We start from the raw sequence: 24,847 nt of genomic DNA on the forward strand, positions 1-24,847 counted from the left end.
ATCACCAGTCCCCGGCGTCGGGTGCACTCCAACACCGTTCCAGGGACATGGAGAACACCCGACATGGAAATCATCGTTGTCGCCACCATCATCGCGCTAGTGCTGGTTTTCCTCGCTGCTCACGCGCTGCCGGACGTCGAACGCACGCAGCGGCCGAAGCCGTTGACCGTGGCCGACATTCAAGCGCGCCTGGCAGCCGAACCACCACGCCCATATGTACCGATCAGCAGGGGGTGGTGAGCGATGGCGTTCACCGAACCCGAGGCGAAAGTCCTTGGCGCACTGTCGAACCTCGACCCGCCACACGCGCTGACCGTGCGGCAACTCTGCCGCGCGACCCTACTGCCGGAGACCTCGGTCCATCGGGCGCTGCTGCGACTGTCGCGCACCGGGCTCGCGATGAGCACCCTGCAAGGTCCAGCACAGTGGCGCTGCACCGACCGTGGACGTCTTGCGATCACCCGACCGGTGTACCGCGACTACGCAGGGATCCGACCATGAGCAACTACGTGATCGGATTCCTACGACCGGCCGTGTCCGGCGACAGATGGGGTGAAGACGAGGCGCGGATCCACGCGCTTGCCGCGGAGCGCGGGTGGTCGGTGATCCTCGTGTACTACGGCGACCCGGACCGACCCGGGGGCGCGGTGATCAACCGCCTGATGAACCTCGCCTACAGCGAGCACGCCAACGGCGTGATCGCACCGAGCGCAGACCATTTCGAACCCGACGACATCGCAGCACTCGTCAAGATCACCGACGTGATCTGCACAGACACCGAAACCAAATACACCACCGCCAGTAACGACGGCCAGGACCAGACCGGGCTAGTCAACTGGCGATAGGCGTCACCCACCGCCGTGACCGCATCCAAAGCGCCCCAGGGACAAGACAATCGCCCCTGGGACGCTCTCCTGCGGCGACCGATCGTTACTGAACCGTTTCGCACTGAAAAGTCGAAATCGGGCCCCTTCTCGGCAGTTAACAGGCGCGACACCCTATATGCCAGAACCCAGCGGATCCCGTGATTGATGCCGAACTTTGACCACGGAACACGGAATTGCATCAATTCCGGTCTCATACGCGGATAAACGCGGGTTCTCCTGCCAGTACAGGGTGACGCCACTCCAAACGCCGAACATCCCACAGGAGCCCCGATGGAACGTCCCGAACCCGGAAAACACGCCCCGACCGGTACAGAACCCGCCAAGCCACCTGCTCGTGACCGCGCCCACCAACGCTGGCACATCGACCGAATCGACACCGAACCCCTCACCGCCACCCAACACGACCATGCCGTCACCCTCCTCGCCGACCTCCTCACCGCATGGATCCACCGTCACCACACCGACAACGGCGAACGGAATGCCGCATGAAACGCCCCGACCGAAATAGCCGCCACACCAATACATTCGAAAACCGATCGAGGGACAATAGGACCGGCGACATACCGAACCGAATCCCACACCCGAATTCCGTGCCGTCACAGGTTGTTTCAGATATCCACCTTTGCGAGAAACGTGTATCGATGGGAAGGACCAGCAGCATGGCAGGCAGCAAGAAATCCTCAACCTCGCGTATCGCCACCGACACGGCCGAATGGCGACAGGACGTGCGGGTAGGGACTTACACCCGCCGCTCCACCACCGAAGACAACCAGCCCTACTCCATCGACGCCCAAGACGCCCGGCTGGCCTCCTACATCGATTCCCAACCCGGCTGGCGACACACGACGTCGTTCACCGACGACGCTTCCGGCGCGAGCACCGAACGCCCCGGCCTGCAACGCGCGCTGCACGCCGCGCGTGCCGGGCTCATCGATGTGCTTGTGGTCTACCGTGTCGACCGCTTCTCTCGCAGCCTGCGTGACCTGGTCACCCTGCTCGACGAGCTGGACCGGGCCAGAGTCGTGTTCCGCTCGGCCACAGAACCATTCGATACCTCCACTCCCATGGGTCGCATGCTGGTGCAGATGTTGGGCATGTTCGCCCAGTTCGAACGCGACACCATCATCGACCGCGTCATCGCCGGAATGGAACGCAAAGCCGCCAAAGGACTTTGGAAGGGCGGCAAACGGCCCTACGGATACCGGGTCGACAAAACCACCCAAACCCTCATCGTGGACGACGCCGAAGCCATGGTCGTGCGCACGATCTTCGACCTCTACGCCTGCCGCCGCCTCGGTGCGCGGGCCGTCGCCGCTGAGCTGAACACACGCGGGCATCGAGCCAGCACCGGCCGCGAATGGTCCGGCCACCACGTCCTGCGAATCCTCAACAACCGGATCTACCTCGGCGAGTTGACCTTCCGCGACACCACCGTCACCGGCACCCACCCCGCCCTCATCGACATCGACATCTTCGACCGTGCTCAATCAGTCCTCGAAGCCCGCGGGGAGTCCCACGCCCACCGCGCCGCCAACTCATCGGACTACCTCCTCACCGGCCGCCTGCGCTGCCCGCGCTGCGGGCGCTCCATGATCGGCACCCGCGCCACCGGACGCTCCCGCACCTACCGCTACTACACCTGCTTCAACCGCGCCCGCTACAACAGCGACAAATGTGACTTCACCCGACTCGACGCCGACTCCGTCGACGGCGCCGTACTCGAAGCCCTGGGCAAGTTCTACCGCACCCGCCACGACCTGATCAGCCAAGCCATCCACGCGCAACAGCGACACCACCGAAACGCCAGCAGCGACACCCGCCCTGAACTGGCCAGCGTCACCGCCGAACTTGCCAAGGCACAGCAGGCGATCGACCGCTATCTGAACGCCTTCGAAACCGGCACCCTCGATCCCGAGCTCATCGCCGGACGACTCGGCGAATTACGCGCCAAGGCAACCCAGCTCACCACCCGCCGCGACCAACTGACCGCGACCCTGGCGAATGAACCCACGGCCCCGGAACCCGCCACGCTGGATGGCATCGCCGACCACATCGCGGAAATCATTGCCACCGGCACCCGAACCCAAGCCAAGGCACTCATCGAGACCCTCGTCGCCCAGGTCGCCATCACCGGCCCCAATCGCCTCGTCCCCACGTTCCGCATCCCCCAACCCGGAAACGACATTGGGGCTGGTACCGCTTCTGCGGTACCAGCCCCAATGGAGTCGGTTCGTGTAATGACACGATTGGTGGAGCTAAGGGGACTCGAACCCCTGACCCCCACACTGCCAGTGTGGTGCGCTACCAGCTGCGCCATAGCCCCGTGTTCAGTTTTCGCTCGCGGGGCGTGCCCCGCTTGCCTGAACGAAGTTACACGACACGCGCGGGAGTAACCAAATCGCCTGGATAGAGGGTGGCGGGGGCGATCATATGGGCGTAGGGTCGAACACATGTTCGACAGCCGAGAGGTGGAGGCGATGGGCGACGAGGAGCTGATCGACGCGCTGCGACGGGCACACGGGGCGGCGGCGTTCGCGCAATCGGCGGAGGTTACCGCCATCCGGGAGGTGTATCGCAGACATCGGGCCGAGAATGCCGCGCCGGGGGCGGGCGGGGTGCGGGCCGGGGAGTTCGCGGCCGCCGAAGTGGCGGTGGCGGTACGGGTTTCGGAAGGAGTGGCCACGGCGATGATCGATCTGGGGCTGGCGCTGGATTCGCTGCCGCTGACGCGGAAGGCGTTCGCGTCCGGGCGGATCGATCTGTCCCGGGTGCAGGTGATCACCGACAGTATGCGCGGACTGACAGCGGAGGTGCGAGAAGCGTTGGAGCCCAAGCTCATCGAAGCCGCGGTGCGGTCGGATCCGGCACGGCTGCGGCAGACCGCGCGGCGCTGGGTGGCGCGCCTGGATCCCAACGGCGAACAGCGCCGCCGCGAGGAGCGCGAGGACGACCGCGACATCCGCATCCGCGCCATGCAGGACGGTATGGCGGTTTTCGACGGTCTGCTCCCCGCCGCCGGCGCTCAGACCCTGGCCATGCGCCTGCGCGAGATGAGCCTGCAGGTGTGCGAGGGCGACCCGCGCAGCATGCCCCAGCGCCGGGCCGACGCCCTGGTCGCCCTCGCCGACGGCTCCGCCCGCCTGCGCTGCGGCTGCGGCCGGGGGAGGTACTGCCCCAAATCCGCGACCCCCACCACCCCGCGCCGCCCGCTCATCCATATCGGCGTCCCCGCCGAAACCCTCCTCGGCCTGCGCGACGACCCCGCCTACCTCTCCGGCTACGGCCCCATCGACGCCGCCCTCGCCCGCACCCTCGCCGAACACGCCCGCTTCCAGGTGATTCCGGAGTACTTCGTCCCCGCCGAGACCGAGCCGGAACCCGAGCACACCGAAACCGACTCCAGCGCAGCAGTTTCAACGGCCGGCGACACCGATCCAGCCGCGGCGAAAGACCGGGAGCCGAAGGCCCGGCCACATGGGCGCGGGGCCGAGCGGCTCACCGGTGGCCTGCGAGGGGCCGAGCGGCACATCGGTGGCCGCGACGCGGCGGACGCGCCCGCCCGAAGCCGAGGCACGGCGGACGCGCCCGCCCGAAGCCGAGGCACGGCGGACGCGCCCGCCCGAAGCCGGGGCACGGCGGAGACGCCCGCTCGCGGCCGAGACGTCTCGGAGTTGCCGCCCCGGGGCCGGGGTATCGCGCCCGCACCGTGGGAACGTGCCGCTGCCACGAAACATATTGCCGTGCGCCCGTTTTCGTCCGCGCCGCCGCGCGAGGTCCGCGCCGTGGACGGCATGTGCCGCTTCCCGGACTGCGGTATGCCCGCCGCCGAAACCGTTCTCGCCCAGTTCGGTCCGCTCCCACCCGGCCTCGCCTCAGGTCCCGGCGCGGCGTCCCGGGCCATCCTCTGCACCCATCACCATCGACTGAAGATGCTGGCGGACAAGGGAAAACAGCCCTGGCGCGTCTATCTGGCCGACTCCGACACCCTGCGCTGGGTGGACCCCAGCGGCGAATCCCACGAGACGGTCCGCGAGGGCGCTCGATACCTGTTCCCGCACACCGATATCGACGCACCCACGCCGCCGCCGCTGCGCGCGGTTCCGGAACCGGTGGAGGAGCCCGCCCGGCCGCTCCCCTTCACCGCCGACCTGGCCTACCCGATGGACGACCACATCCTCATCCACCCGCAGCTCTCCCGCTGCACCCCGGAGAACGACATCCCCGAACCGCCGGCGGCCCGCGCCGCGAACGGCTGACGCAACCGCACCGAGCCACGGAGCCGTATCCCGCAGAGCGGTTCCGTCCCCGGGGTGCGGCCCACCCGAGCACCCCCTGCAGGGCCGCACCCCACCCGCTTCCGGGAACTACCCGGCCGCGTTCACGACCCAGTCGTCGTTCTGCCAGTCGACCTTCTTGTCGTCGAGGAAGACCGACGGCGTCGCGGCCTTCCCGCCGAGCTCGGCCTCGAGCGCCTTCAGGGCCGCCTCGGCATGGTTGCGGGCGGTGTCCACCCGCTGACCGGTGCTGATGCAGCGCACCACCTCATCCGAGGCCCCGGCGTCCTTGGCGATGGTGGCCAGGGTCTGGTTGTCGTGGTCCGCGCCGCGTTCCTCGGGCTGCCGGGTGGTGAAGAGCGCCTCGTGGAATCGGGAGTACAGCGGCCCGTCACCGGCCTGGGCCACGCACTCGTTGGCGGCGATGGCGCGCGTCGAGTAGTCCTTGCTGCGCGAGGCCGAGTCGAGGAAATTGACCAGCCGGTAGCGGACCGCGAACTTCCCCTCGTCGATCTGCTGGGCGATCTCCTGGCCGAAGATCTTCTCCAGGTGACCGCAGGCCGGGCACAGCGGATCCTCGAAGATCTCAACGGTTTTCGCCACCCCGGGCTTGCCGAGGACGATCGCGCCGTCGGAGTCCAGGGCCACGCTGACCGCCGCGTCGCGCACCGCGCCGTAGCCGTCGTTGCGGGGCGAGTCGCTCCCGCGGTTCCACTGGTAGACCGCGAAGACGATCGCCGCGACCACGACGAGCGCCAGGGCTCCGAGCGCGTAGGTGGTCTTGCTGGAAACCGGCTGCGGGGTGTGCTTCGAAGACGATTGGCTCACGGCCACCACTCTGCCCCAACCCACCCCGCCCCGGTACCGGTGGGGTGGGACTGGCGGCCTAGGCGGGCATCGAGACAGCGGCTTCCTTGCGCCGCAGGGTTTCCGGCGTGACCACCCAGAGCGCGGAGGCCGAGGCCAGGATGACACCGGTGACCAGGAGAGCCAGCCCGTAGGAGACATTGTCGGCCAGCAGCCCGATGGCATAGGGGCCGAGGAAGGTGCCCAGGTCACCCGCCATCTGATAGCCCGCGAGCACGGGCCCGCCCCGGGTGCTGGGGCCGACCACATCCGCCACGGACGCCTGCAGCGCCGGGGAGAACACACCCGAGCCGATACCCGCGACGCAGGAGGCGACCATGAACCAGATCAGGTTGGGCGCGAGCCCCAACCCGGCGGTGCCGATCGCACAGATCAGGGTGCCCGCGATCAGGAAAGGCTTGCGGCCCAGTTGATCCGACCACCGTCCGGACAGGAACAGCACCGCGGCATTGCCGATGGCGAACACGGTCAGCGCCACACCGGCCATGCCCGCGCCCTCGTCGAGCACTTCGACCACGATGAGCGGCACCAGCGCCATGCGGACGCCGAAAACGGCTGCGCCGTTGCCGAAGTTGGCCCACAGCGCCGCCCGGTACTCGGGCCGCGCGAAGCCGTCCCGGAAGGTCATGACCTTCATGCCGTGCACCGTCTCCGGCTGCACCAGCGGCGAATCCTTCAGCGCCACATACACGATCAGGCTCGCGACGAGCAGCGCCACGCAGTAGATGAGGAACGGCGCCCGCAGTCCCAGGAAGGTCAGCGCGCCGCCCACCAGCGGCCCCGCGATGGAGCCGATCAGAAAGCTGGTGGAGTAGATGCCGGAGATCCGCCCGCGTTCGGCGGGCGGCGACATGCGGATCACCAGCGCCAGCGAGGACACCGTGAACATGGTCGACCCGATGCCGCCCAGCGACCGCAGCACCAGCAGTTGCCAGTACGTCTGCGCGAACGCGCACGCGCCCGTGGACACCGCGACGATGACCAGCCCGGTCAGATAGACCGGCCGCTCCCCCAGCCGCTGCATGAGCTTGCCGCTCATGGGCGCGAACACCAGCCGCATCAGCGCGAAGGCGCTCACGATGAAGGAGGCGGCCGCCACGCCCACCCCGAAACTGCGGGCGAACTGTGGCAGCGCCGGTGCGACGAGCCCGAATCCGATGGCGATGGTGAAGGCGGACCCCACCAGCACCCAGATTTCGACGGGTACCGAATGACGCTGGGCGGTGGAGCCCTTCGAACTACTCACCGGATAGCGCCCGTCCCACCACTTCCTCCGCGGCCGCCTGCACCTGCGCGAGGTGCTCGGGGCCTTGGAACGATTCCGCGTAGATCTTGTACTTGTCCTCGGTGCCCGAGGGACGGGCGGCGAACCAGGCGTTCTCGGTGACGACCTTGACGCCGCCGAGCGCTGCGCCGTTGCCCCGGGCGCGGGTCTGGATGCCGGTGATGGGCTCGCCGGCGATCTCTGTCGCGGTGATCATGTCGGGCGTCAACGCCGCGAGGCGGGATTTCTGTTCCGCGGTGGCATTGGCGTCCACCCGCGTGTAGGCCGGGGAGCCGTAGCGCTTCTCGAGTTCGGCGTAGCGGGTGGACGGGCTCTGCCCGGTGACGGCGGTGATCTCCGCGGCCAGCAGGGCGAGCAGGATGCCGTCCTTGTCGGTGGTCCACACGGTGCCGTCCATGCGCAGGAACGAGGCTCCGGCGGATTCCTCGCCGCCGAAAGCCAGGCTGCCGCTGAACAATCCGGGCACGAACCATTTGAACCCGACCGGCACCTCGTACACGTCGCGGCCCAGCACGCCGACCACGCGGTCGATCATGGAGGAGGTCACCACGGTCTTGCCGATCTTGGTCAGCGCGTCCCAGCCCATCCGGTTGGCGATCAGGTATTCGATCGCCACCGCCAGATAGTGGTTCGGGTTCATCAGTCCCGCATCGGGAGTCACGATCCCGTGCCGGTCCGCGTCCGCGTCGTTACCGGTGGAGATGTCGTAGTCGTCGCGAATCGCGACCAGCGACGCCATGGCATAGCGCGAGGACGGATCCATCCGGATCCGCCCGTCGGCGTCCAATGTCATGAATCGCCAGGTGGGATCGACGAACGGATTCACGACCTCGAGTTCGAGGTCGTAGCGCTGCCCGATCTCCTCCCAGTAATCCACGGAAGCCCCGCCCATGGGGTCCGCGCCCAACCGAATCCCGGCGCCGCGAATGGCATCCAGGTTCAGCACGTTGGGTAGGTCCCCGATGTAGCGGTCCAGGTAGTCGTAGCGCTCCACCTTGGTGGCCAGCGCATGCGCGAGGCTGGTGCGGCGCACCTCCGAAAGCCCGTTGCGCAGCAGCTCGTTGGCGCGCGCGGCGATGGCGTCGGTGGCCACGGTGTCGGCCGGTCCGCCGTGCGGCGGGTTGTATTTGAAGCCGCCGTCGCGCGGCGGATTGTGCGAGGGCGTCACCACGATGCCGTCGGCCTGATGCCGGGTGCCGCCGCGATTGTGCCGCAGCACGGCGTGGCTCAAAGCCGGTGTGGGCGTGTACCTGTCGCGCGCGTCGATGACGGCGGTGACGTCATTGGCGGCCAGCACCTCGAGCGCCGTCGTCCAGGCGGGTTCGGACAGCGCGTGCGTATCCCGCGCCAGATACACCGGCCCGGTGATGCCGCGGGTGGCCCGGTATTCCACGATCGCCTGCGTGATCGCCAGGATGTGCGCCTCGTTGAAGGCGCAGTCCAGACTCGAGCCGCGATGCCCGGAGGTGCCGAAGGACACCAGCTGCGCCGGATCCGCCGGATCCGGGATCTGGCTGTAGTACGCGGTCACCAAGTGCGCGATGTCCTCGAGGTCCGTGGCCCGAGCCGGTCGTCCGGCTCGATCGTGGGCCATGCTCGCACCTCCCTTCCGTATCGCCTGTGCCCGGCTGGTCATCAGAATCATGGCCACACCTGCTGCCCGAGGAAGGCACCACCGAAGGCCGCGGCCAGGCTTGCCGCAACGCCGATCACGACGTTCGCCACCGCATAGCTGTAAGCGCCCTCCTCGACGAGTCGAACCGTTTCATAGCCGAACGTGCTGAACGTGGTCAGCGCACCGCAGAAGCCGACTCCCACGGTGGCGAGCAGCCAATGGTTCGCTCCCGCACCGATCAACGCGCCGAGAATCAGCGAGCCGGTTACGTTCACCACCAATGTGCCCAGTGGGAAGACACTAGCGAATCGACGGGCCACCGCGCGATCCGCCAGGAAACGGGCAGGGGCGCCGAGCATGCCTCCGGCTATGACCAACAGTGCCGTCACCGCCGCACCTCGTCTTCGCTGAGCAGTCTCCGCAGCCGTGACGCCGGTCGCCAGCGCGGATCCGCTTCTCTCATCGCCTGCCCCCAATCGCCGTGCCGTATCGATACTTACCGTGCTCTAGTCGCCGCGTGTGAAGCCGCGCCGCAATCCACCTCTTCGTCTCACCCGATCACCCGCCGCGTCGCGGCCATTCCGAGGACGACCGCGCCCACCGCGGTCACCACCGTGCCCCCGAGATATCCGAGCGCTACAGCGCTTCGGCCCGATTCGAGCAGTGTACGAACTTCCACGGCGTAGGTGGAGAAGGTGGTGAATCCGCCCAGTACACCGACCCCGAGGAACGGGCGCGTCAGCCGATGGGGTGTCCATTTCTCGGTGATCGAAACCATCAGGACGCCGATGAGGAAACAGCCGATCACGTTGACCGCCAAGGTCGGCCACGGGATTGCGCCGGTGTGCGGCACCAGCAGGCTCACGCCGTAGCGCAGCAGGGCGCCGAGTCCGCCGCCGAGAGCGATGGCGGCCAGCAGGGTCGCGTCGATGTCGTCGCCCATGGTGCTCACCGCCCGCCTCTCTCTAGTTTGCTAATTAGTTGCCATTCGGCGTGTTGCTGAACCGGAACAACACCCCGGAACTGCGAGGATAGTGCGGCTTGCCCGGTGTTGTCCCATCGGCCTCGAGGAGCCAAGTTGGCACTGCGCCAATCGATCAGAAGGGTGCTGGTACAGAGCGTCGGAGTGGCGACGGTGTTGATAGCGGCAATGGCCGCGGCACCGGCCGCGCACTCGGCGGTCTACCCCATTCCGGACGGGGACGGGTTCTACGGAGCCCCACCGGGTCTCGGCGGCGCGGCGCCGGGCGATGTACTCAACTCGCGCCTGGTTCCCGCGCACGGTTTCGCCGGTGCGACGGTGTGGCAGTTGCTGTTCCGCTCCACCAACTCCGGCGGTGGGCCGATCGCGGCGGTCACCACGCTCATCGTGCCCGCGGGCGGCGGGCCGCGACCGCTGGTCTCCTATCAGCCGTTCGTGAATTCGCTTGGGCTGCAATGCGCCCCCTCGCACAGCCTGTTCGACGGCAGCCTCAAGGAGGCGCCCGCGCTGAATATGCTGCTGGCCCGCGGCTGGGCGATCGCCGTACCCGATCACCTGGGACCGACCAGCGCGTACGGCGCGGCCCGGATGGGCGGTCAGATCACCCTCGACGGTATTCGAGCGGCCAAACGCTTCGCACCGGCCGGGCTCGCGGATTCGCCTGTGGGACTTGCCGGATACTCCGGCGGGGCGATGTCCACCGGCTTCGCCGGGGTCCTGGCCCCGGACTACGCGCCCGAACTGCCCCTCGTCGGCCTCGCCATGGGCGGCGTGCCGGTGAATCCGGGCAAGATCGCCATCGCCAACGGCAACGCACCGCATCCGCTGTTCGGCCTCGGCTTCGCGGTCGCCATCGGCATGGAACGGGAGTATCCGGACGAACTACCCCTGGATCGCGCCCTCACCCCCGCCGGTTTCGCCCTCCGCGACCGCATGGCCAATTCCTGTGTGGACGACATCATTTCGGTCGGCGCGGGCAAGACCATCAGCGAGGTCTTCAATCCGGGCATGGAGAACGATCCGGCCCTCATCCACGCCTTCCACGACAACGCGCTGGAGATCTACCCGGCCGTCCCGCGCGTCCCGGTCTACCAGTGGCACGGCGGCAGCGACCAGGTCCCGCTGAACCTGGCCATGGCCACGGCGGGCCGCTACTGCGCCTCGGGCACCCCGGTGCTGTTCGACGTGATCGGCGGAGCCGACCACGGCACCGCCATCTTCCCCGGCGCGATCAACGCGGTCAGCTACCTCTCCGACCGTTTCGCCGGACTCGCCCCACCGTCGAATTGCCGCTGACGGCACGACGATCCGCACCTGAATCGGCCCCCAGCCACCGCGGCTGGGGGCCGATTCGCGGCCTGTCCCGGAAACGCGAAACGCCCCGCCCGTTGCGCACGGGCGGGGCGCTCCTCCATCGAGGACGCGGATGTCAATGCGCCAGAACGGGTTCCCCCTCCGCCGGCTGCGGAACGGTATTCGGCATCACGATGCCGGTGAGCACCGCGCCGACCAGGAAGATGCCGGCCGCCCACCAGAAGGTGGTGGTGTAGCTGTCGACCGCGGCCTGGGCGAGGACGCCCGGGGACGGCTGCTGACTGCCGACCGAATCGGTGAAGGCGGTGGCGGCCAGGGTGCTCAGCAGCGCCGTGCCGATGGAGCCGCCGACCTGCTGGCTGGTGTTCACCATGGCCGAGGCCACGCCCGCATCCGTGTGGTGCACGTTGGAGGTGGCGCCGATGAAGGCGGTGGACATCGCCATACCGAGGCCGAGACCCATCAGGACCAGGCTGGGCAGGATATGCGTCGCGTAAGCGGTGTCGACGCCGATCTGGGTCAGCAGCACCATGCCGAGGGAGGCGATGAGCATGCCCGTCACCACGGTCACCTTCGGTCCGACCCGCGGCACCAGCAGCGACGGCGTGGTGGTCGAGGAGAGGATCATGCCCGCCACCATGGGCAGGAAGGCCACACCGGTGATGATCGGGGTGTATCCCAGCTGCTGCTGCATGTAGTAGGTGAGGAACAGGAACATCGCGAACATGCCGATGGCCGTGGCGAATACGGTCAGGTAGGACCCGCCGCGGGTGCGGTCGAGCACCACGCGCAGCGGCAGCAGCGGATGCGCCACGCGCTGTTCGATCACGAAGAACAGGGCCAGCAGCGCCGTGCCGCCGATCAGGAACGCCAGGGTGACGCCATTGGTCCAGCCGTCGGATTCGGCGTGCGAGAAGCCGTAGACGATGCCGAACAGCGCTGCCGTCACCACGATCGTGCCGGGGATGTCGAGCTTGGGCCGTTCGTTGGTGACGTGCTTGGCCAGCAGCAGCACCGCGCCGACCAGGGCGACGGCCGCGAAGACCAGGTTCACGTACATGACCCAGCGCCACGACGCCCATTCGGTGAGCGCGCCGCCGAGCAGCAGGCCGAGCGCACCGCCCGCGCCCGCGATGGCGCCGAAGATGCCGAAGGCCTTCGCCCGCTCACCGGGTTCGGTGAAGGTCACGGTCAGCAGCGAGAGCGCGGCGGGCGCGAGCAGCGCGCCGAAGACACCCTGTGCGACACGCGAGGCCACGAGCACCTCGAAGTTGGCCGCGGCGCCGCCGACGGCCGAGGCCACCGCGAAGCCGACCAGGCCGGCGATGAAGGTGGTGCGGCGGCCGAAGAGATCGGAGAGCCTGCCGCCGAGCAGCAGCAGCGAGCCGAAGGCCAGGGCGTAGCCGGTGATCACCCATTGCCGATCGGCATTGGAGAACCCGAGATCGAGCTGCGCCTCGGGGAGCGCGATATTCACGACGGTCGCGTCGAGGACGACCATCAGCTGGGCGACGCCGAGTACGGCGAGCACCCACCAGCGCATGGCGTGGGAGCCTCTGCGGCCCGTGTGCGCCGCTGTGGGCAAGTCTTTCTCGAGAGTTGTCGTCATTGGTTTCCTCGTCCCCTTAGGATTAACGGAGGCAACTTCTCCGTTTCACGTATTGGAAGCTACCAGCAAAACGGAGAGATAGCCTCCGCTTAATCCCGATTGTTGTTAGGATGAGGGTGTGAATCACGTCACCACCGCGCCTCCACCTCGGCGTTTGCGCGCCGACGCCGCGCGCAACCAGCAGCGGATCATCGCCGCGGCCCGCGAGCTGTTCGCCGATCGCGGCCTCGAGGTCACCCTCGACGATGTGGCCGAGCGCGCCGGCGTCGGCGTCGGCACGGTCTACCGACGTTTCGCGAACAAGCAGGAACTCATCTCCGAGGTCTTCGATCAGATGATCACCGAGCTCGGCCACGAGGTGGAGACCGCGCTGCACCACACCGACCCCTGGGAGGGGCTGGTCGGCCTGTTCGATTACGCCTGCCGCCATATGGCCGCCAATCGCGGCTTCAGCGAGGTCGTGCTGGAACTACACGACAGCATGGACCGCTTCGTGTGCATGAAGGAGCGCATCGCCCCCGGCATGAGCGCCGTGATCAGTCGCGCCAAGGAGGCCGGGGCACTGCAGCCGGAGATCGAGACGAGCGACTTCTTCGCCATGGTGAACATGGTCGACGGCGTCGCCGGCTTCGCCCGCACGGTGAATCCCGATGTGTGGCAACGCTATATGGCCGTCATCCTGAACGGCGTCCGCGGCGACGGCGTGGCCCGCATGCCGCTGACGCAGCCCGCGCTCACCGACGACGAGGTGGAGCGGGCGAAACAAGCCATGCACGACTGCCGGAAACGGTAGCGCGTCTCACACTGACGGTTTAAAGTTGGTCACATGACCAACTGGGTGAACTGGGCCGGAGACCAGAGCTGCACTCCGGCGACCATCGCCGCACCGAGCTCGACCGAGGAGCTCGCCGCCGAATTGGCGCGCGCCGAGGCGGCCGGGCACACGGTCCGCGTCGCCGGATCGGGCCACTCCTTCACCGACACCGTGCTCACCGACGGCACGCTACTGCGGCTGAACAAGCTCGACCGGATCCTGTCCGTGGACCGGGCCACCGGCCTGGTCCGCGCGGAAGCAGGCATCACCCTCAACGCCGCCAGCAACGCCCTGCACCCGCTCGGTCTGGCCTTCCCCAACCTCGGCGACATCGACGTGCAGTCCATCGCCGGGGCCACCGCGACGGGCACCCACGGCACCGGCGCGAAACTACAGAACCTCTCCGCCGCACTGCAGTCGGTGGAGCTCATGCTGGCCGACGGCAGCCGGGTGGAGCTCAACGAGCAGACCGATCCCGACGGCTGGCGCGCGGCGCGGGTGAATATCGGCGCACTCGGCGTGGTCACCGCCGTCACCCTGCAGATGGTGCCGTCCTTCGTGCTCGAGGGCATCGAACGACCGGTTCCGCTCGAAGAGGTGCTCGCCGACCTCGACACCCATGTGGACGGCAACGAGCACTTCGAGTTCTACATGTTCGCGCACAGTCCGCTCGCCATGACCAAGCGCAACAACACTGTTCAATTGCCGGAGCAGCCGCGCAGCAAGGCCGTGGACTGGTTCTCCGACATCCTCATGACCAACTACACCTTCGACGCGCTGTGCCGGCTCACCCGCCGCAGCCCGAGCCTGATCCCGTGGGTGCAGAAGGGCGCGGCCTACGCGGGCAGCTACCGGCGTCAGGTCGAACGCTCCTACCGGGTATTCGCCAGCCCGCGACTGTTCCGGTTCACCGAGATGGAATACGCCATCCCGCGCGAACATTCGATCGACGCCATCCGCGAGATCAAAGAGGTCGCCACCCGCTTCGACACCGCCATGCCCATCGAGGTGCGCTGGGTCGCGCCCGACGACGCCTTCCTCTCCCCCGCCGGTGGCCGCGACACCTGCTACATCGCGGTACACCAGTACGAGGGCATGGAGTACGAGGGCTACTTCCGCGCCTGCGAGGCCGTGTTCGACAAGTACAACGGCCGCCCGCACTGGGGTAAGCGGCATTTCCAGACCGCCGAGACGCTGCGCACCCGCTACCCCGAGTGGGAGCGGTTCACCGAGGTCCGGCGGCGGTTCGATCCCAAGGGCCGGTTCACCAACCCCTACCTCGAGCGGGTGCTCGGACCCGTCGGCTGACCTGCCACACCGGCCCCGAGAGTTGACACCGTCCATTCCAGATCGCCACGATAGGTGCACACCGGTCGTTTGCTGAACGATCGCTGTGGTTCGTCGAAGTACCCCGCATGCACGCCCGCCCCGGGCGTGACACACCTAGGGAGGTTTCGATGTCGCTGATGGACAAGGCCAAGGAAATGGCCGAGAAGGCCAAGGCCAAAGCCGAGGGCATGGGTCAGAAGATCGAGAACCAGGCCGACGAGTTCGAAACGAAATTCCACGACCGCGCCGACAAGGCCAAGAACGACGCCGAGAACATGGCACAGGACGCCCGGGACAAGGCCGACGACGCCATGCGGCAGGCCAAGGACAAGTTCGGCGGCGGACAGTAGCCGGGGCGACGTGACCGAGGACAACAACCTCACGGCCACCTCCGACGAACTCGCCGAGAACGTCAGCGAGACCGTCGGGGGTCTCGCCGACAAGGCGGGCGACGCGGCGGGGCAGCTCGCCGAGAAGGCCAGCGCCACCGCCGCGGAACTCGCCGACAAGGCGAGTACGGCGGCCGCCGAATTCGCGGATATGGCCAAGGCTTTCGCCGACAAGTTGAGTACCGAGGATCTGCAGAAGGCCCTCGATCAGGTGCGCGCCAATCTCGAGGGCGCGGCCACCGACGTGATGAAGGTGCTCAACGAGATCGTCGAGAACCTGAAAAGCCGCATGAGTTGACCCAACTCTCCGGGGCCTCTCAGGGGCTTCGCCCCCGAACCCCGAAATCCGGGACCTTTGGGGGCTTCGCCCCGAACCCCGGAGCGGCACGGTGTCCGGCCTCCCGACGGAGGCCGGACGTTCCCGCATCTACTGCCCCTAGGCGAAAGGGATTCGTGAGCGCACCGAGCGGCACCGACAAGACCCGTCCCGTTCATCATCGAGCCGCGGTCGCGCCCAGAGTGTTCTGGCCCGCGGCCGTCATCGTCACCGCGTTCACGGTGTACGCCATCGTGTTTCAGGATCTGGCTGCCCGGCAGGCGAAAGCCTTGCAGGACAATGTGATCGGCGGGTTCGGGTGGTACTACATCGTCATCGTGACGCTGTTCGTGGTGTTCGCGATCTGGCTGGGGCTGGGGCGGTTCGGGGACATCACGCTCGGGCAGGACGGGGAGAAGGCCGAATATTCCCTCGGCGCTTGGCTTTCCATGCTGTTCGCGGCGGGTATGGGTATCGGCCTGGTGTTCTGGGGCGTGGCCGAGCCGCTGTTCCATTTCGAGGATCCACGGCCCGGCGTGGGGAACACCCCGGCGCAGCGCGCGGATGCCGCCATGGTGCAGACCTTCCTGCACTGGGGCATTCATCCGTGGGCCATCTATGTGGTGGTGGGGCTGGCCATCGCCTATGCGATCCACCGCAAGGGGCGGCCGGTGTCCATCCGCTGGTCACTGGAACCCCTGCTGGGCGAACGCATTCGGGGCTGGCGCGGGGATGTCATCGATGTGGTGGCGGTGATCGGCACCGTGTTCGGCGTCGCCACCTCGCTCGGGCTGGGCGTGCTGCAGATCTCGGCGGGCCTGAATTTCCAGGGGTGGGTGAACGAACCGGGTAAGGGCCTGCAGGTGGTGCTGATCATCGGCGTGACCGCGCTGGCGACCATCTCGGTGGTGACCGGGGTGGACAAGGGCATCAAACTGCTCTCGCAGACGAATATGGGTGTGGCGGCGGTGATTCTGCTGTACGTGCTGGTGGCCGGGCCGACACTGTTCATCGTCAACGACCTGGTGCAGAACATCGGCGCGTACCTCCAGACGCTGCCGAAGATCAGCCTCTACACCGGGGCCACCGAGGGCCCGACCGGCACCGCGTGGACGCAGCAGTGGACGGTCTTCTACTGGGGCTGGTGGATCTCCTGGGCCCCCTTCGTCGGCGTCTTCATCGCGCGCATCTCGCGCGGCCGGACCGTCCGCGAGTTCGTGGCGGGCGTACTGCTGGTGCCGACCCTGCTCACCTTCGTCTGGTTCGCGGTCTTCGGCGGCGCGGGCCTGCATCGCGAAATGTTCGGCGGCGGTGGACTTGTCGGCCCGGACGGGCCCGATCGCGACAGTGCGCTGTTCGCGCTGCTGAACACGCTGCCCGGCGGGTCCATCACGGCGGGGCTGGCGATTCTGGTGATCGTACTGTTCTTCGTCACCTCTGCGGATTCGGGCGCGCTGGTGGTGAACATGCTGTCCTCCGGCGGCAATCCGGAGCCGCCCACCTGGAGCCGGGTCTTCTGGACCTCCGCACAGGGCGCGGTGGCCATCGCACTGCTGGTGGCCAGCGGCACCGGGGCATCGGCGCTCACCACCCTGCAGACCGTGGCGATCCTGATCGCGCTGCCGTTCAGCGTGGTCATGCTGGCCATGTGCTGGTCGCTGGTCAAGACGTTCCAGGCCGAGCGCGGGAGCTGAACAGGTCACTCCGGACATCCGGTGTGAGGGTGGCCGCGATGGGGTGTGGCAATTTCTCACCGGGCTCGGGGCAGCCCATAGACTTCGGCGCTGAACTCTCGTATTCAGCTCTCGGATTGGAATTGCCAAGCACCATGTTCAAGGGTTTCAAAGAATTTCTGATGAGGGGCAATGTCGTCGACCTGGCGATCGCCGTCGTGATCGGCGCGGCCTTCACCGCCATCGTCACCTCGATCACCAAGGGGCTGCTCGAGCCGCTGCTCGCGGTGCTGGGCGGTAATGCCGAGTTCGGTTTCGGCTTCCAGATCCTGGCCGGGAAGCCGTCCACCTTCGTGGCGCTGGGCCCGATCATCAGCGCGACGATCAACTTCATCCTGGTCGCGGCCGTGCTGTACTTCGTGCTGATCGTGCCGATGAACCACCTCAAGCAGCGGCTGTCCAAGCCGACCGAGGTGAAGGCCGATCCGACCGAGCTGGAACTGCTCATGGAGATCCGCGACCTGCTGGCCGCGCAGAAGACCGAGCGCGAGTCCGCGATCGTGCGCGGCGAGGCCACGACCACCGAGACCCTCCGGAGCTGATGCTCGCGAGGCGCTATCGTGCTAGCCAGAGTGTTGCTGACCGATAGCGCCTATTCGAGGAGGCAGTCGTGGGGCGCATCCCACCCCGGCAGGTTGCCGAAGCTCGATCCGAGAACGCGGAACCGCCGCGGGTGACCGGGCGGTGGGCCATGCTGGCCGTGCTGTGCGCGAGCCTGCTGCTGGTCGCCATGGACGCCACGATTCTGAATGTCGCGCTGCCCTCGCTGATCGACCACATGGAACCCAGTCCCATGGAACAGCTCTGGATCGTGGACCTGTACGGGCTGGTGCTGGGCGGTCTGCTCATCACCTGCGGCGCGATCAGTGACCGGTACGGGCGCAAACGGCTGTTCATCGCCGGATTCGTGCTCTTCGGCCTGGCCTCGGTGGTGGCCGCCACCGCGCACGATCCCGCGCAGTTGATCGCCGGGCGGGCGCTGCTGGGCGTGGGCGGGGCCATGGTCATGCCGTCCACCCTCTCGCTGATCCGCAATATCTTCACCGACGATCACGAACGGACGCTGGCCATCGGCATCTGGGCGTCGGTCGCGGGTGCGGGCGCGGCGATCGGGCCGCTGGTCGGCGGGCACCTGGTCGAGCAGTTCGGGTGGTCGGCGGCGTTCTGGCTGAATGTGCCGGTGGTGGTGCTGACCGTGACGGCCGGGCTGTGGCTGCTGCCGGAGTACCGCGCGCCGCAGCAGGGCGGGTCACTCGACTGGCTCAGCGCGGCGCTGTCGGTACTGGGCATCGTGGCGCTGGCGTGGGGTATCAAACATCTGGCCAAGGGCGATCCGGCGCCGGTCGATCTGGTGATCATGGTGGCGTCGGTGCTGCTGCTCGGCTGGTTCGCCTACCGGCAGCTGCGGTCGGCGGATCCGCTGCTGGATGTGCGGCTGTTCCGCAACCGCGCGTTCACGGCCGCGGCGCTGTCGACGCTGCTGGCCATGCTGGCCATCGGCGCCGCGCTGTTCCTGATCTCGTTGTGGCTGCAGTACATTCACGGCTACACGCCGTCGGAAGCCGGGCTGCGGACGGTGCCCGCCGCGTTCGCCACCCTGTTCGGGTCGCTGGCCACGCCGTGGCTCATGCGCCACGTCGGAGTGCGCCCGCTCATGGCGTTCGGCCTGGCCTCGCTGACGGCGGGCTTCGTGGTGCTGGCCGCCATCCCGACCACGTCGTATCCGCTGGTCGCCTTCGTGCTGGTGTGCCTGGGCATCGGCGACGGCATCGCCATCACCACCGCCGCCGCGGTGCTGGTCGCGGCGGTGCCTCCCGAACGCGCCGGGCAGGCCGGCGCCGTGGAGGAGACCAACTACGAGCTCGGCATCGGCCTCGGGGTGGCGCTGCTGGGCAGCATCCACGGCCGCCTGTTCGTCGAGCACATGACCGACCTGCCACTGCACGGCGACGATCTGGACACCGCGCGCGGCTCCGTCGGCGGCGCGGCCTACATCTCCCATCAGATCGGCGGGCCGGTCGGCGCACAGGTGCTCGAAATCGCCCAGCACGCTTTCGATTCCGCGTTGACCACCACCTCGTGGATCTCGGCGGGACTGGTCGGCTCGGTCGCACTGCTCGTGGTCATCCTGGTACCCAAGGGATTTCAGGCGACCTCGTCGCACTGACGAAACGACAACGGCCCGCCGCCGTCAGGCGAGGGCCGTTTTCAATTGCGCCAGACCGGATCTGATGCGCGCCTTGACGGCGGGCAGGCCGATGCCGAGATGGGCGGCAACCTGCGAATAGCTGAGGCCGCCGTAGTACGCGAGCATGACCGACTCGCGCTGATAGGGGGTGAGCGCGCGCAGACCCGTTCGCACCGCCTGTTCTTCGTGCCGGCGCACGATCTCCTCGGCCACCACGTCGGCGGGCGGGCGGTAATCGCAGACGCCCCAGCGATTCTCGTGTCCGGCGGCGGAACACTCGCGCCGCACCCTATCCACCGACTGATGGTGCGCCAGGGTGGTGAGCCAGGTCAGGGCGCTGCCGCGGCGCGGGTCGAAACCGGCTGCGCTGCGCCACACCTGGAGGTACACCTCGTGACAGGTCTCCTCGGCGTAGCCGTGATCACGGACGATGGTCTGCACGCGACTGTAGACGAGCCTGCGGGTGCGGCGGTAGAACTGCTCGTAGGCGTGATCGTCGCCGGCGGCGATGCGGCGAACCAGCTCGTCGTAGTCGTTGCGGCGGTGGGTTTTTCCGGTCGGGCGCCCGGCCGGATGAGCCGGGCGGGCGGGATGGTGCGGTGCTCGTGACACGTTCACTACTGCCCCTAGATCTGCGGGAATCAGAGTTGCCGAAACGAGCCGTCGAGGGGCAGGGACGGTCGGACCTCACACGGAAACCAGCCGGGGACAGGGGCTTTCGATTCCGCCAATCGATCAGCCTACTCTTCCCGTCCGGGACACCGGCGCAGTTGTGTCAGATCCGCACTACAGTGCTGCGCAATCTTCGCAACCGGTGCGGCGGTGTGCGATTCGCAGGCCCCGCACCGCGCCGAATCCGTCGTTTCGCGGCGGTGTCAGATTCGCAAGCCCAGTTCGACGATGCCGCGCGCCACCGCCCGGACCGTCACCCGATTGCGGCGGGCGTGGGCGCGAATGAGCTCGAAGGCGGCATCCGGCGTGGTCTGACGGGCGTGTGCGATAACGCCTTTGGCCTGCTCCACCACGATCCGGCTGTTCAGCGCGTGCTGGAGTTGCTCGGTCACGCGCTGCTGGCGTTGCACCAGATTCGCTGTCACGATGTGGCCGGTCGCCATCCCGGCCAGCAGCGCCGCCACCGACAGATCCCGCCCCGACCAGCGGCGGGGTTGCCGCGAATACAGGCTCAGCACACCGGCTTCGGTGTCGTCGAGCCGCATCGGTATCGCGGCGATCGACGAGATACGGTGCTGCCCAGCGAGATCCGCGTACTCCGGCCACATGTCCCCGTAGTTGCCGATATCGGTGATGGTCACCGGTGCGCCGCAGGTGTGCGCCACCACGCCCGGCCCGCGCGCGCATTCCCGCTGGCAGACTTCGAGATCCAGCAGTTCGGCGGGAATTCCGCTGAAGGGTCCGGGCTCCCCGGCCCCGAGCTGCTCGGACAGCGCGACGGTGGCGCCGGCCGGTTCGAGCACATCGATAGCACTGCGCATCAACTGTTCCAGGATGTGCGGCATCTCGTGTGCCGCGGGTAGCAGTCGTGCGAATCGAGCCAGCACCGCAACCAGCAACTCACTGTCGGACACCGCAATCACCCCGCATCGGCGAACGCCGGGGCGCCGCCACGTAAGTTTCCTGTGCCGCTCTTGCCGTCAGCTAATCGTATGGGGCGGCCGGTGCGCTACGGAACACTTGCGCTCATTCGGGTTCGATTCGAACCTTGCGGTCTACTACCCCGTGCGCCACCTCCACCAGCGAAAGACCGTGTGTGAAGGCGTATCCGCGCAGGCGAGCGTAGGCGTCGGCGATCTCGATGCCCAGTTGTGCGCTGGTCATGCCCGCCGCCTGATGAATCCGGCGACTCGACACCGGCTGCGCCCACTGCCGCGCCTCGTCCCCCGACGACAGCACCAGGCTGGCGGTCACCAGATCGGCGATGTGCAGCGCGGCCGACATGAGCCGCGGTCCGGGCAGGCCGGTGGTCCCGCGATACAGATCCACCGCGCCGAGCCGGATGGCCCCGAGCCGCAACGGCACCGCCAGCACGGATCCGGCGGCATGCCGGTCACCGGGCATATTCGCCAGGGCCGCAGCGAATCCCGGCCAGCGGTCGAACTCCGCCGCGAGATCCTCGACCAGGATCGGCACACCGTCGGCGACCGCCGAGACCGCCGGTCCTTCCCCGGCCGTGGCCTGGGCGGCCTCGACCCGATCGGCGAATTCGTCACTGGCGCACCAGGGTTGCATCCCCGCGTCGCGTTCCTCCAGCACGATGGCGGCCCGGTGCACGGGCAGCACGCGCACGCAGGCCGTGCACACCGCGGTGAGCCCGCCGCCCGCATCGCGCACGGCACGCAGGAATTGTCCTGTCAGCTGGTCGAACTGTGACGAACCCATCCAACGAACCGCCCCACCATCATCGCGCCCTACGATGAGTAATTCGGTGTCAGCGGTCAGTATCACCGTCACAGGTGGGCAACGGACAGGGCCGAAAGTCCCTGTGCCCTACCGCCATCCGCACCTACTCCGCCAGCGCGGCGGCCGGACGATGCGGTACGCCGAGCCGGTACAGCCCGCGCAGATCGTAGGTGTGGGTGGCGATCGCACCCAGCAGCACGCCGAACAGCAGGCCGAACAGCGTCATCCAGAGGCCGGTGCTCAGCCCCGCCGCGAGATTCCCGTCGAAGTACAGCAGGGAGCGCACCGCCAGATAGATCTGGTGCATGGGCTCGAAATCGGCGAGGAAGGAGATGTAGCGCGGCGTCGCCTCGATCGGAATGGTGCCCGAGGAGGACGGCAGGCCGAGGATCACGAACACGATCATGTTGATCAGCAGTCCGGCGGTGCCGAAAGCGGCCAGCACCGACAGGCCCGTGACGCACACGGCCGCGATGGCCAGCGCGCCGTAGAGGAACAGCGGCAGCGGGTGATCGATCGGCATGTTCATGAGCGTCGCGATACCGAGGAAGATGCCCGAGATCACCGGTGCGGTGAGCGCGGCCATGGCCCACTTGGCCAGCAGCGTGCGCCAGCGGCTGATGGCCACCGGCTGGATGTGCCGGTACCAGGGCCCGTATTCGGCGGGCGCGTAGCCGAGCACATTGTCGACCATGGCGTGGATGATCATCGCGCCGCTGAAGCCGGCGAACAGCAGGATCAGCGTGTAGAAGAACGCCGACAGCCCCTGGCCGGTGCCCTCGGGCAGCGGGCGGAACGGGCCGACGGTGACATCGATGGGCTTGGCCAGTTGCAACCGGGCCGCGCCGCTGAGCTGGGCGGCGGCCGTGGCGGCATCGGTGCCGGGTGCGAGTTTCGCGGCGACCTGCTCGGTGAGCTGCGTGCCGACGGTGGCGTTCACCTCGGTCATGGCGCGGTCGCTGAAGCGCTGCACGATGCCCGCGGCGTAGGTTCCCGCCCGCGGATTGGTGTGCACGGTGATCACCGGACGCTCCACGTCACCGGGAACCACCGAGGCCGCGGCCAGAATCGAGAGCCGCTTGCTGAAATCGCTCGGGATGACGATCGCGCCGTAGATGTGCCCCTCTTTGAGCTGGCGCTGCGCCTCACCGATGCCGAGCAGCCGCAGATCCACCTTGTCGGCGGGCACCTTGTCCTTCAGCGCCTCGGTGATCTGCGTGCCGACGTTCACGGTGCGGCCGTCGATCACGTCGCCGTCGTCCTGGTTGACCAGGGCGACCGGAAAATCGTGCAGGTTCTTCTCCGGGTCGGAGGTGTAGCCGAGGTACATGGTGCCCAGCAGTGCGGCCAGCAGCGTGACCACGAACATCGGCACCAGCCAGCCGCGCAGTGGCACGCGCCCGCGCCCGCCCTCCGGCGAAACCGCTGTGGACGCACTGTCTTTCACCACGGATTCCCCGCCTTCCGATCCGGACATGCTGTCGTTCGTCATGGTGACAGCCAATGTAGGCACTGCCTACAAAGTAGTCAACGACAACATCCGCAAGTGTGTCCGATATCCTGCTCTCGATGTCCGCTGCCCGTTTGCGCTCCTATCACCACGGCGATCTGCGCGCCGAACTCCTGCGCCGCGCCGAGGCCGCGCTGCGCCGTGTCGGCGTCGACGGGCTGTCGCTGCGGCAGCTCGCCCGAGACACCGGTGTCAGCCACGCCGCGCCGAGCCGGCACTTCCGCGACAAGCAGGCACTGCTGGACGCCCTGGCCGCCGAAGGTTTCGTCCGGCTCGGCAGCGAATTCGAGAAGGCCGCCGCCACCGGCACCTTCCTGGAGCGGCTGCACGCCATGGCGCGCACCTACCTGCGCTTCGCCATCGACAATCCGGCGCTGCTGGCCCTGATGTTCGCTCGCCGCCACACCAGCCCGACCGCCGTCATGGAAGAGGCTGTGGCCACGGCCTATTCGGTCCCGATCAGCATGATCGCCGACGGCCAGGCGCGCGGCGAGGTGGTCGAGGGCGATCCGCGGCGCATCTGCCTGTCGGCCATGGCGGCGCTGCAGGGCATGGCCACCTTCGTCGGCTCCGGCTTCGTGACACCCGAGGGCGCGGACACGCTGCTCGACGAAACCGTCGGGTTCATGCTGGACGGTTTGCGTCCCCGTCGCTGACGCCGGCACCTCTACCGCTACCTTTGGGGAGTGACGATCGAGGGAAGACAGTACGGCGGCCGTGCCGTGGTCGAGCGGAAAGCCGAACGCCGACAGCGCTTCCTCGACGCCGCCATCCAGATCTTCGGGGAACGCGGGTACGCCAACTGCTCGCTGGCCGATGTCTGCGCCGCCGCGGGACTCTCGAAACGCCAGTTCTACGAGGAGTTCCAGACCCGCGAGGACATCCTGGTCGCGGCCTACGACCGCATCCAGGAGGAGGCCGGGGCCGCGCTGGCGACCGCGCTGGCCGAACTCGGACCCGATCCCGACCCCACCACCACGGTGACCACCGCGCTGTCGGCCTACCTCGGCTCGGTGGGCTCCGACCCGCACCGCGCCAAGGTGGCGTTCGTCGAGGTCGTCGGCGTGAGCGAGCGCATGGAACAGCATCGCCGCGCCCGCAGGCACAACTGGGTCACCATCATCCGCGCCGCGCTGCAACCGCTGGCCGGGCCGAACGCGCGCATTCGCGGCAATCCGGAGCTCGCCGGTAGCGCGCTCATCGGCGCGATCAACGGCCTCGCACACGAATGGCTGCTGTCCGACCCGCGCCCGCCGGTGAGCGATCTGGTGGAACTGCTTGTCCCCATCTCGGTTTCGCTCATCGTGCGGGACTGAC

The 24,847-nt window shown here is 67.8% G+C and carries 25 protein-coding genes, 1 tRNA gene and 1 pseudogene; 16 read left to right on the forward strand and 11 right to left on the reverse strand.

Features of this window, described 5'->3' with window-relative positions; genetic code table 11:
- Window positions 1-63: 63 nt before the first annotated feature.
- The 5 genes and pseudogenes from JK358_RS10265 to JK358_RS40620 form a co-directional block, all read left to right on the forward strand.
- Complete coding sequence (locus JK358_RS10265; RefSeq protein WP_201946007.1) at window positions 64-240, forward strand: hypothetical protein; 177 nt, start codon at window positions 64-66, stop codon at window positions 238-240.
- 3 nt (window positions 241-243) lie between these two features.
- Window positions 244-501, forward strand: a complete 258-nt coding sequence (locus JK358_RS10270; protein WP_201946008.1) for a MarR family transcriptional regulator — start codon at window positions 244-246, stop codon at window positions 499-501.
- On the forward strand, window positions 498-845 hold the full coding sequence (locus tag JK358_RS10275) for a hypothetical protein (protein WP_201946009.1): 348 nt from the start codon (window positions 498-500) through the stop codon (window positions 843-845). The genes JK358_RS10270 and JK358_RS10275 overlap by 4 nt, the downstream gene beginning before the upstream one ends.
- A gap of 312 nt (window positions 846-1,157) precedes the next feature.
- Entirely contained in the window at window positions 1,158-1,376 is a 219-nt protein-coding gene (locus tag JK358_RS10280) for a hypothetical protein (protein ID WP_201946010.1), read from the forward strand.
- 170 nt (window positions 1,377-1,546) lie between these two features.
- Window positions 1,547-2,605 (forward strand): annotated as a pseudogene (locus JK358_RS40620) (recombinase family protein); the annotation flags it as partial.
- Window positions 2,606-3,134: 529 nt separating this feature from the next.
- On the opposite strand, the gene JK358_RS10295 reads toward JK358_RS40620, so the two are convergent.
- Window positions 3,135-3,210: transfer RNA gene (locus JK358_RS10295), tRNA-Ala, on the reverse strand.
- Window positions 3,211-3,337: 127 nt separating this feature from the next.
- Here JK358_RS10295 and JK358_RS10300 point away from each other — a divergent pair.
- The gene (locus JK358_RS10300; protein WP_201946011.1) at window positions 3,338-5,143 is read left to right on the forward strand and encodes a DUF222 domain-containing protein; all 1,806 of its coding nucleotides are present in this window, start codon (window positions 3,338-3,340) and stop codon (window positions 5,141-5,143) included.
- Window positions 5,144-5,251: 108 nt separating this feature from the next.
- On the opposite strand, the gene JK358_RS10305 is transcribed toward JK358_RS10300, so the two are convergent.
- From JK358_RS10305 to crcB, 5 genes are all read right to left on the reverse strand, one after another.
- The gene (locus JK358_RS10305; RefSeq protein WP_201946320.1) at window positions 5,252-5,989 is read right to left on the reverse strand and encodes a DsbA family protein; all 738 of its coding nucleotides are present in this window, start codon (window positions 5,987-5,989) and stop codon (window positions 5,252-5,254) included.
- Window positions 5,990-6,047: 58 nt separating this feature from the next.
- Complete coding sequence (locus tag JK358_RS10310) at window positions 6,048-7,274, reverse strand: MFS transporter (protein WP_201946013.1); 1,227 nt, start codon at window positions 7,272-7,274, stop codon at window positions 6,048-6,050.
- Window positions 7,267-8,907 carry a phosphoglucomutase (alpha-D-glucose-1,6-bisphosphate-dependent) gene (pgm, locus tag JK358_RS10315; protein ID WP_201946016.1) on the reverse strand — a complete coding sequence of 547 codons (1,641 nt, stop codon included), beginning with the start codon at window positions 8,905-8,907 and terminating at the stop codon, window positions 7,267-7,269. Before pgm ends, JK358_RS10310 begins: the two co-directional genes overlap by 8 nt.
- 47 nt (window positions 8,908-8,954) lie before the next feature.
- Window positions 8,955-9,317 (reverse strand): fluoride efflux transporter FluC, encoded by a 363-nt coding sequence (locus JK358_RS10320; RefSeq protein ID WP_201946018.1) that lies wholly within the window; start codon window positions 9,315-9,317, stop codon window positions 8,955-8,957.
- Between the two features lie 161 nt (window positions 9,318-9,478).
- On the reverse strand, window positions 9,479-9,871 hold the full coding sequence (crcB, locus tag JK358_RS10325) for a fluoride efflux transporter CrcB (protein ID WP_201946297.1): 393 nt from the start codon (window positions 9,869-9,871) through the stop codon (window positions 9,479-9,481).
- Window positions 9,872-10,078: 207 nt separating this feature from the next.
- On the opposite strand from crcB, the gene JK358_RS10330 reads away from it, so the two are divergent.
- Window positions 10,079-11,206 (forward strand): lipase family protein, encoded by a 1,128-nt coding sequence (locus tag JK358_RS10330; RefSeq protein ID WP_201946298.1) that lies wholly within the window; start codon window positions 10,079-10,081, stop codon window positions 11,204-11,206.
- Between the two features lie 133 nt (window positions 11,207-11,339).
- Here the strand turns inward: JK358_RS10330 and JK358_RS10335 are convergent, their stop codons facing one another.
- Entirely contained in the window at window positions 11,340-12,833 is a 1,494-nt protein-coding gene (locus JK358_RS10335) for an MFS transporter (protein ID WP_201946021.1), read from the reverse strand.
- A gap of 118 nt (window positions 12,834-12,951) precedes the next feature.
- Between JK358_RS10335 and JK358_RS10340 the strand changes: the two genes are divergently transcribed.
- The 7 genes from JK358_RS10340 (at window position 12,952) to JK358_RS10370 (ending at window position 19,581) form a co-directional block, all read left to right on the forward strand.
- On the forward strand, window positions 12,952-13,626 hold the full coding sequence (locus JK358_RS10340) for a TetR/AcrR family transcriptional regulator (RefSeq protein ID WP_201946023.1): 675 nt from the start codon (window positions 12,952-12,954) through the stop codon (window positions 13,624-13,626).
- Window positions 13,627-13,659: 33 nt separating this feature from the next.
- Window positions 13,660-14,955: a D-arabinono-1,4-lactone oxidase gene (locus JK358_RS10345; RefSeq protein ID WP_201946026.1), complete on the forward strand. Its 1,296-nt coding sequence runs from the start codon at window positions 13,660-13,662 to the stop codon at window positions 14,953-14,955.
- A 149-nt stretch (window positions 14,956-15,104) separates the two neighbouring features.
- Window positions 15,105-15,326 carry a hypothetical protein gene (locus JK358_RS10350; protein WP_201946028.1) on the forward strand — a complete coding sequence of 74 codons (222 nt, stop codon included), beginning with the start codon at window positions 15,105-15,107 and terminating at the stop codon, window positions 15,324-15,326.
- Between the two features lie 10 nt (window positions 15,327-15,336).
- Entirely contained in the window at window positions 15,337-15,663 is a 327-nt protein-coding gene (locus JK358_RS10355) for a hypothetical protein (RefSeq protein WP_201946031.1), read from the forward strand.
- Window positions 15,664-15,818: 155 nt separating this feature from the next.
- Window positions 15,819-17,375, forward strand: a complete 1,557-nt coding sequence (locus JK358_RS10360) for a BCCT family transporter (RefSeq protein ID WP_201946033.1) — start codon at window positions 15,819-15,821, stop codon at window positions 17,373-17,375.
- 134 nt (window positions 17,376-17,509) lie between these two features.
- Window positions 17,510-17,956 carry a large conductance mechanosensitive channel protein MscL gene (gene mscL / locus JK358_RS10365; protein WP_201946299.1) on the forward strand — a complete coding sequence of 149 codons (447 nt, stop codon included), beginning with the start codon at window positions 17,510-17,512 and terminating at the stop codon, window positions 17,954-17,956.
- 68 nt (window positions 17,957-18,024) lie between these two features.
- A complete protein-coding gene (locus tag JK358_RS10370; protein WP_307817438.1) occupies window positions 18,025-19,581 on the forward strand; it encodes an MFS transporter in 1,557 nt (518 codons plus the stop codon).
- A 24-nt stretch (window positions 19,582-19,605) separates the two neighbouring features.
- On the opposite strand, the gene JK358_RS10375 is transcribed toward JK358_RS10370, so the two are convergent.
- The 4 genes from JK358_RS10375 to JK358_RS10390 all read right to left on the reverse strand — a co-directional run bounded on the left by JK358_RS10375 (window position 19,606) and on the right by JK358_RS10390 (window position 23,512).
- Window positions 19,606-20,220: a sigma-70 family RNA polymerase sigma factor gene (locus JK358_RS10375; RefSeq protein ID WP_307817439.1), complete on the reverse strand. Its 615-nt coding sequence runs from the start codon at window positions 20,218-20,220 to the stop codon at window positions 19,606-19,608.
- 257 nt (window positions 20,221-20,477) lie between these two features.
- Window positions 20,478-21,188 carry a GAF and ANTAR domain-containing protein gene (locus JK358_RS10380; RefSeq protein WP_201946035.1) on the reverse strand — a complete coding sequence of 237 codons (711 nt, stop codon included), beginning with the start codon at window positions 21,186-21,188 and terminating at the stop codon, window positions 20,478-20,480.
- Window positions 21,189-21,300: 112 nt separating this feature from the next.
- Complete coding sequence (locus tag JK358_RS10385) at window positions 21,301-21,999, reverse strand: GAF and ANTAR domain-containing protein (RefSeq protein WP_201946038.1); 699 nt, start codon at window positions 21,997-21,999, stop codon at window positions 21,301-21,303.
- Between the two features lie 124 nt (window positions 22,000-22,123).
- Window positions 22,124-23,512: a YhgE/Pip domain-containing protein gene (locus JK358_RS10390; protein WP_232851037.1), complete on the reverse strand. Its 1,389-nt coding sequence runs from the start codon at window positions 23,510-23,512 to the stop codon at window positions 22,124-22,126.
- Between the two features lie 77 nt (window positions 23,513-23,589).
- On the opposite strand from JK358_RS10390, the gene JK358_RS39940 reads away from it, so the two are divergent.
- Together JK358_RS39940 and JK358_RS10400 are read left to right on the forward strand one after the other, a co-directional pair.
- The gene (locus JK358_RS39940) at window positions 23,590-24,186 is read left to right on the forward strand and encodes a TetR/AcrR family transcriptional regulator (protein ID WP_201946041.1); all 597 of its coding nucleotides are present in this window, start codon (window positions 23,590-23,592) and stop codon (window positions 24,184-24,186) included.
- 30 nt (window positions 24,187-24,216) lie between these two features.
- Window positions 24,217-24,846 carry a TetR/AcrR family transcriptional regulator gene (locus JK358_RS10400; protein ID WP_201946043.1) on the forward strand — a complete coding sequence of 210 codons (630 nt, stop codon included), beginning with the start codon at window positions 24,217-24,219 and terminating at the stop codon, window positions 24,844-24,846.
- Window position 24,847: the final 1 nt, after the last annotated feature.

Source organism: Nocardia acididurans (assembly GCF_016741815.1).
GTDB classification, from domain to species: Bacteria; Actinomycetota; Actinomycetes; order Mycobacteriales; family Mycobacteriaceae; genus Nocardia; species Nocardia acididurans.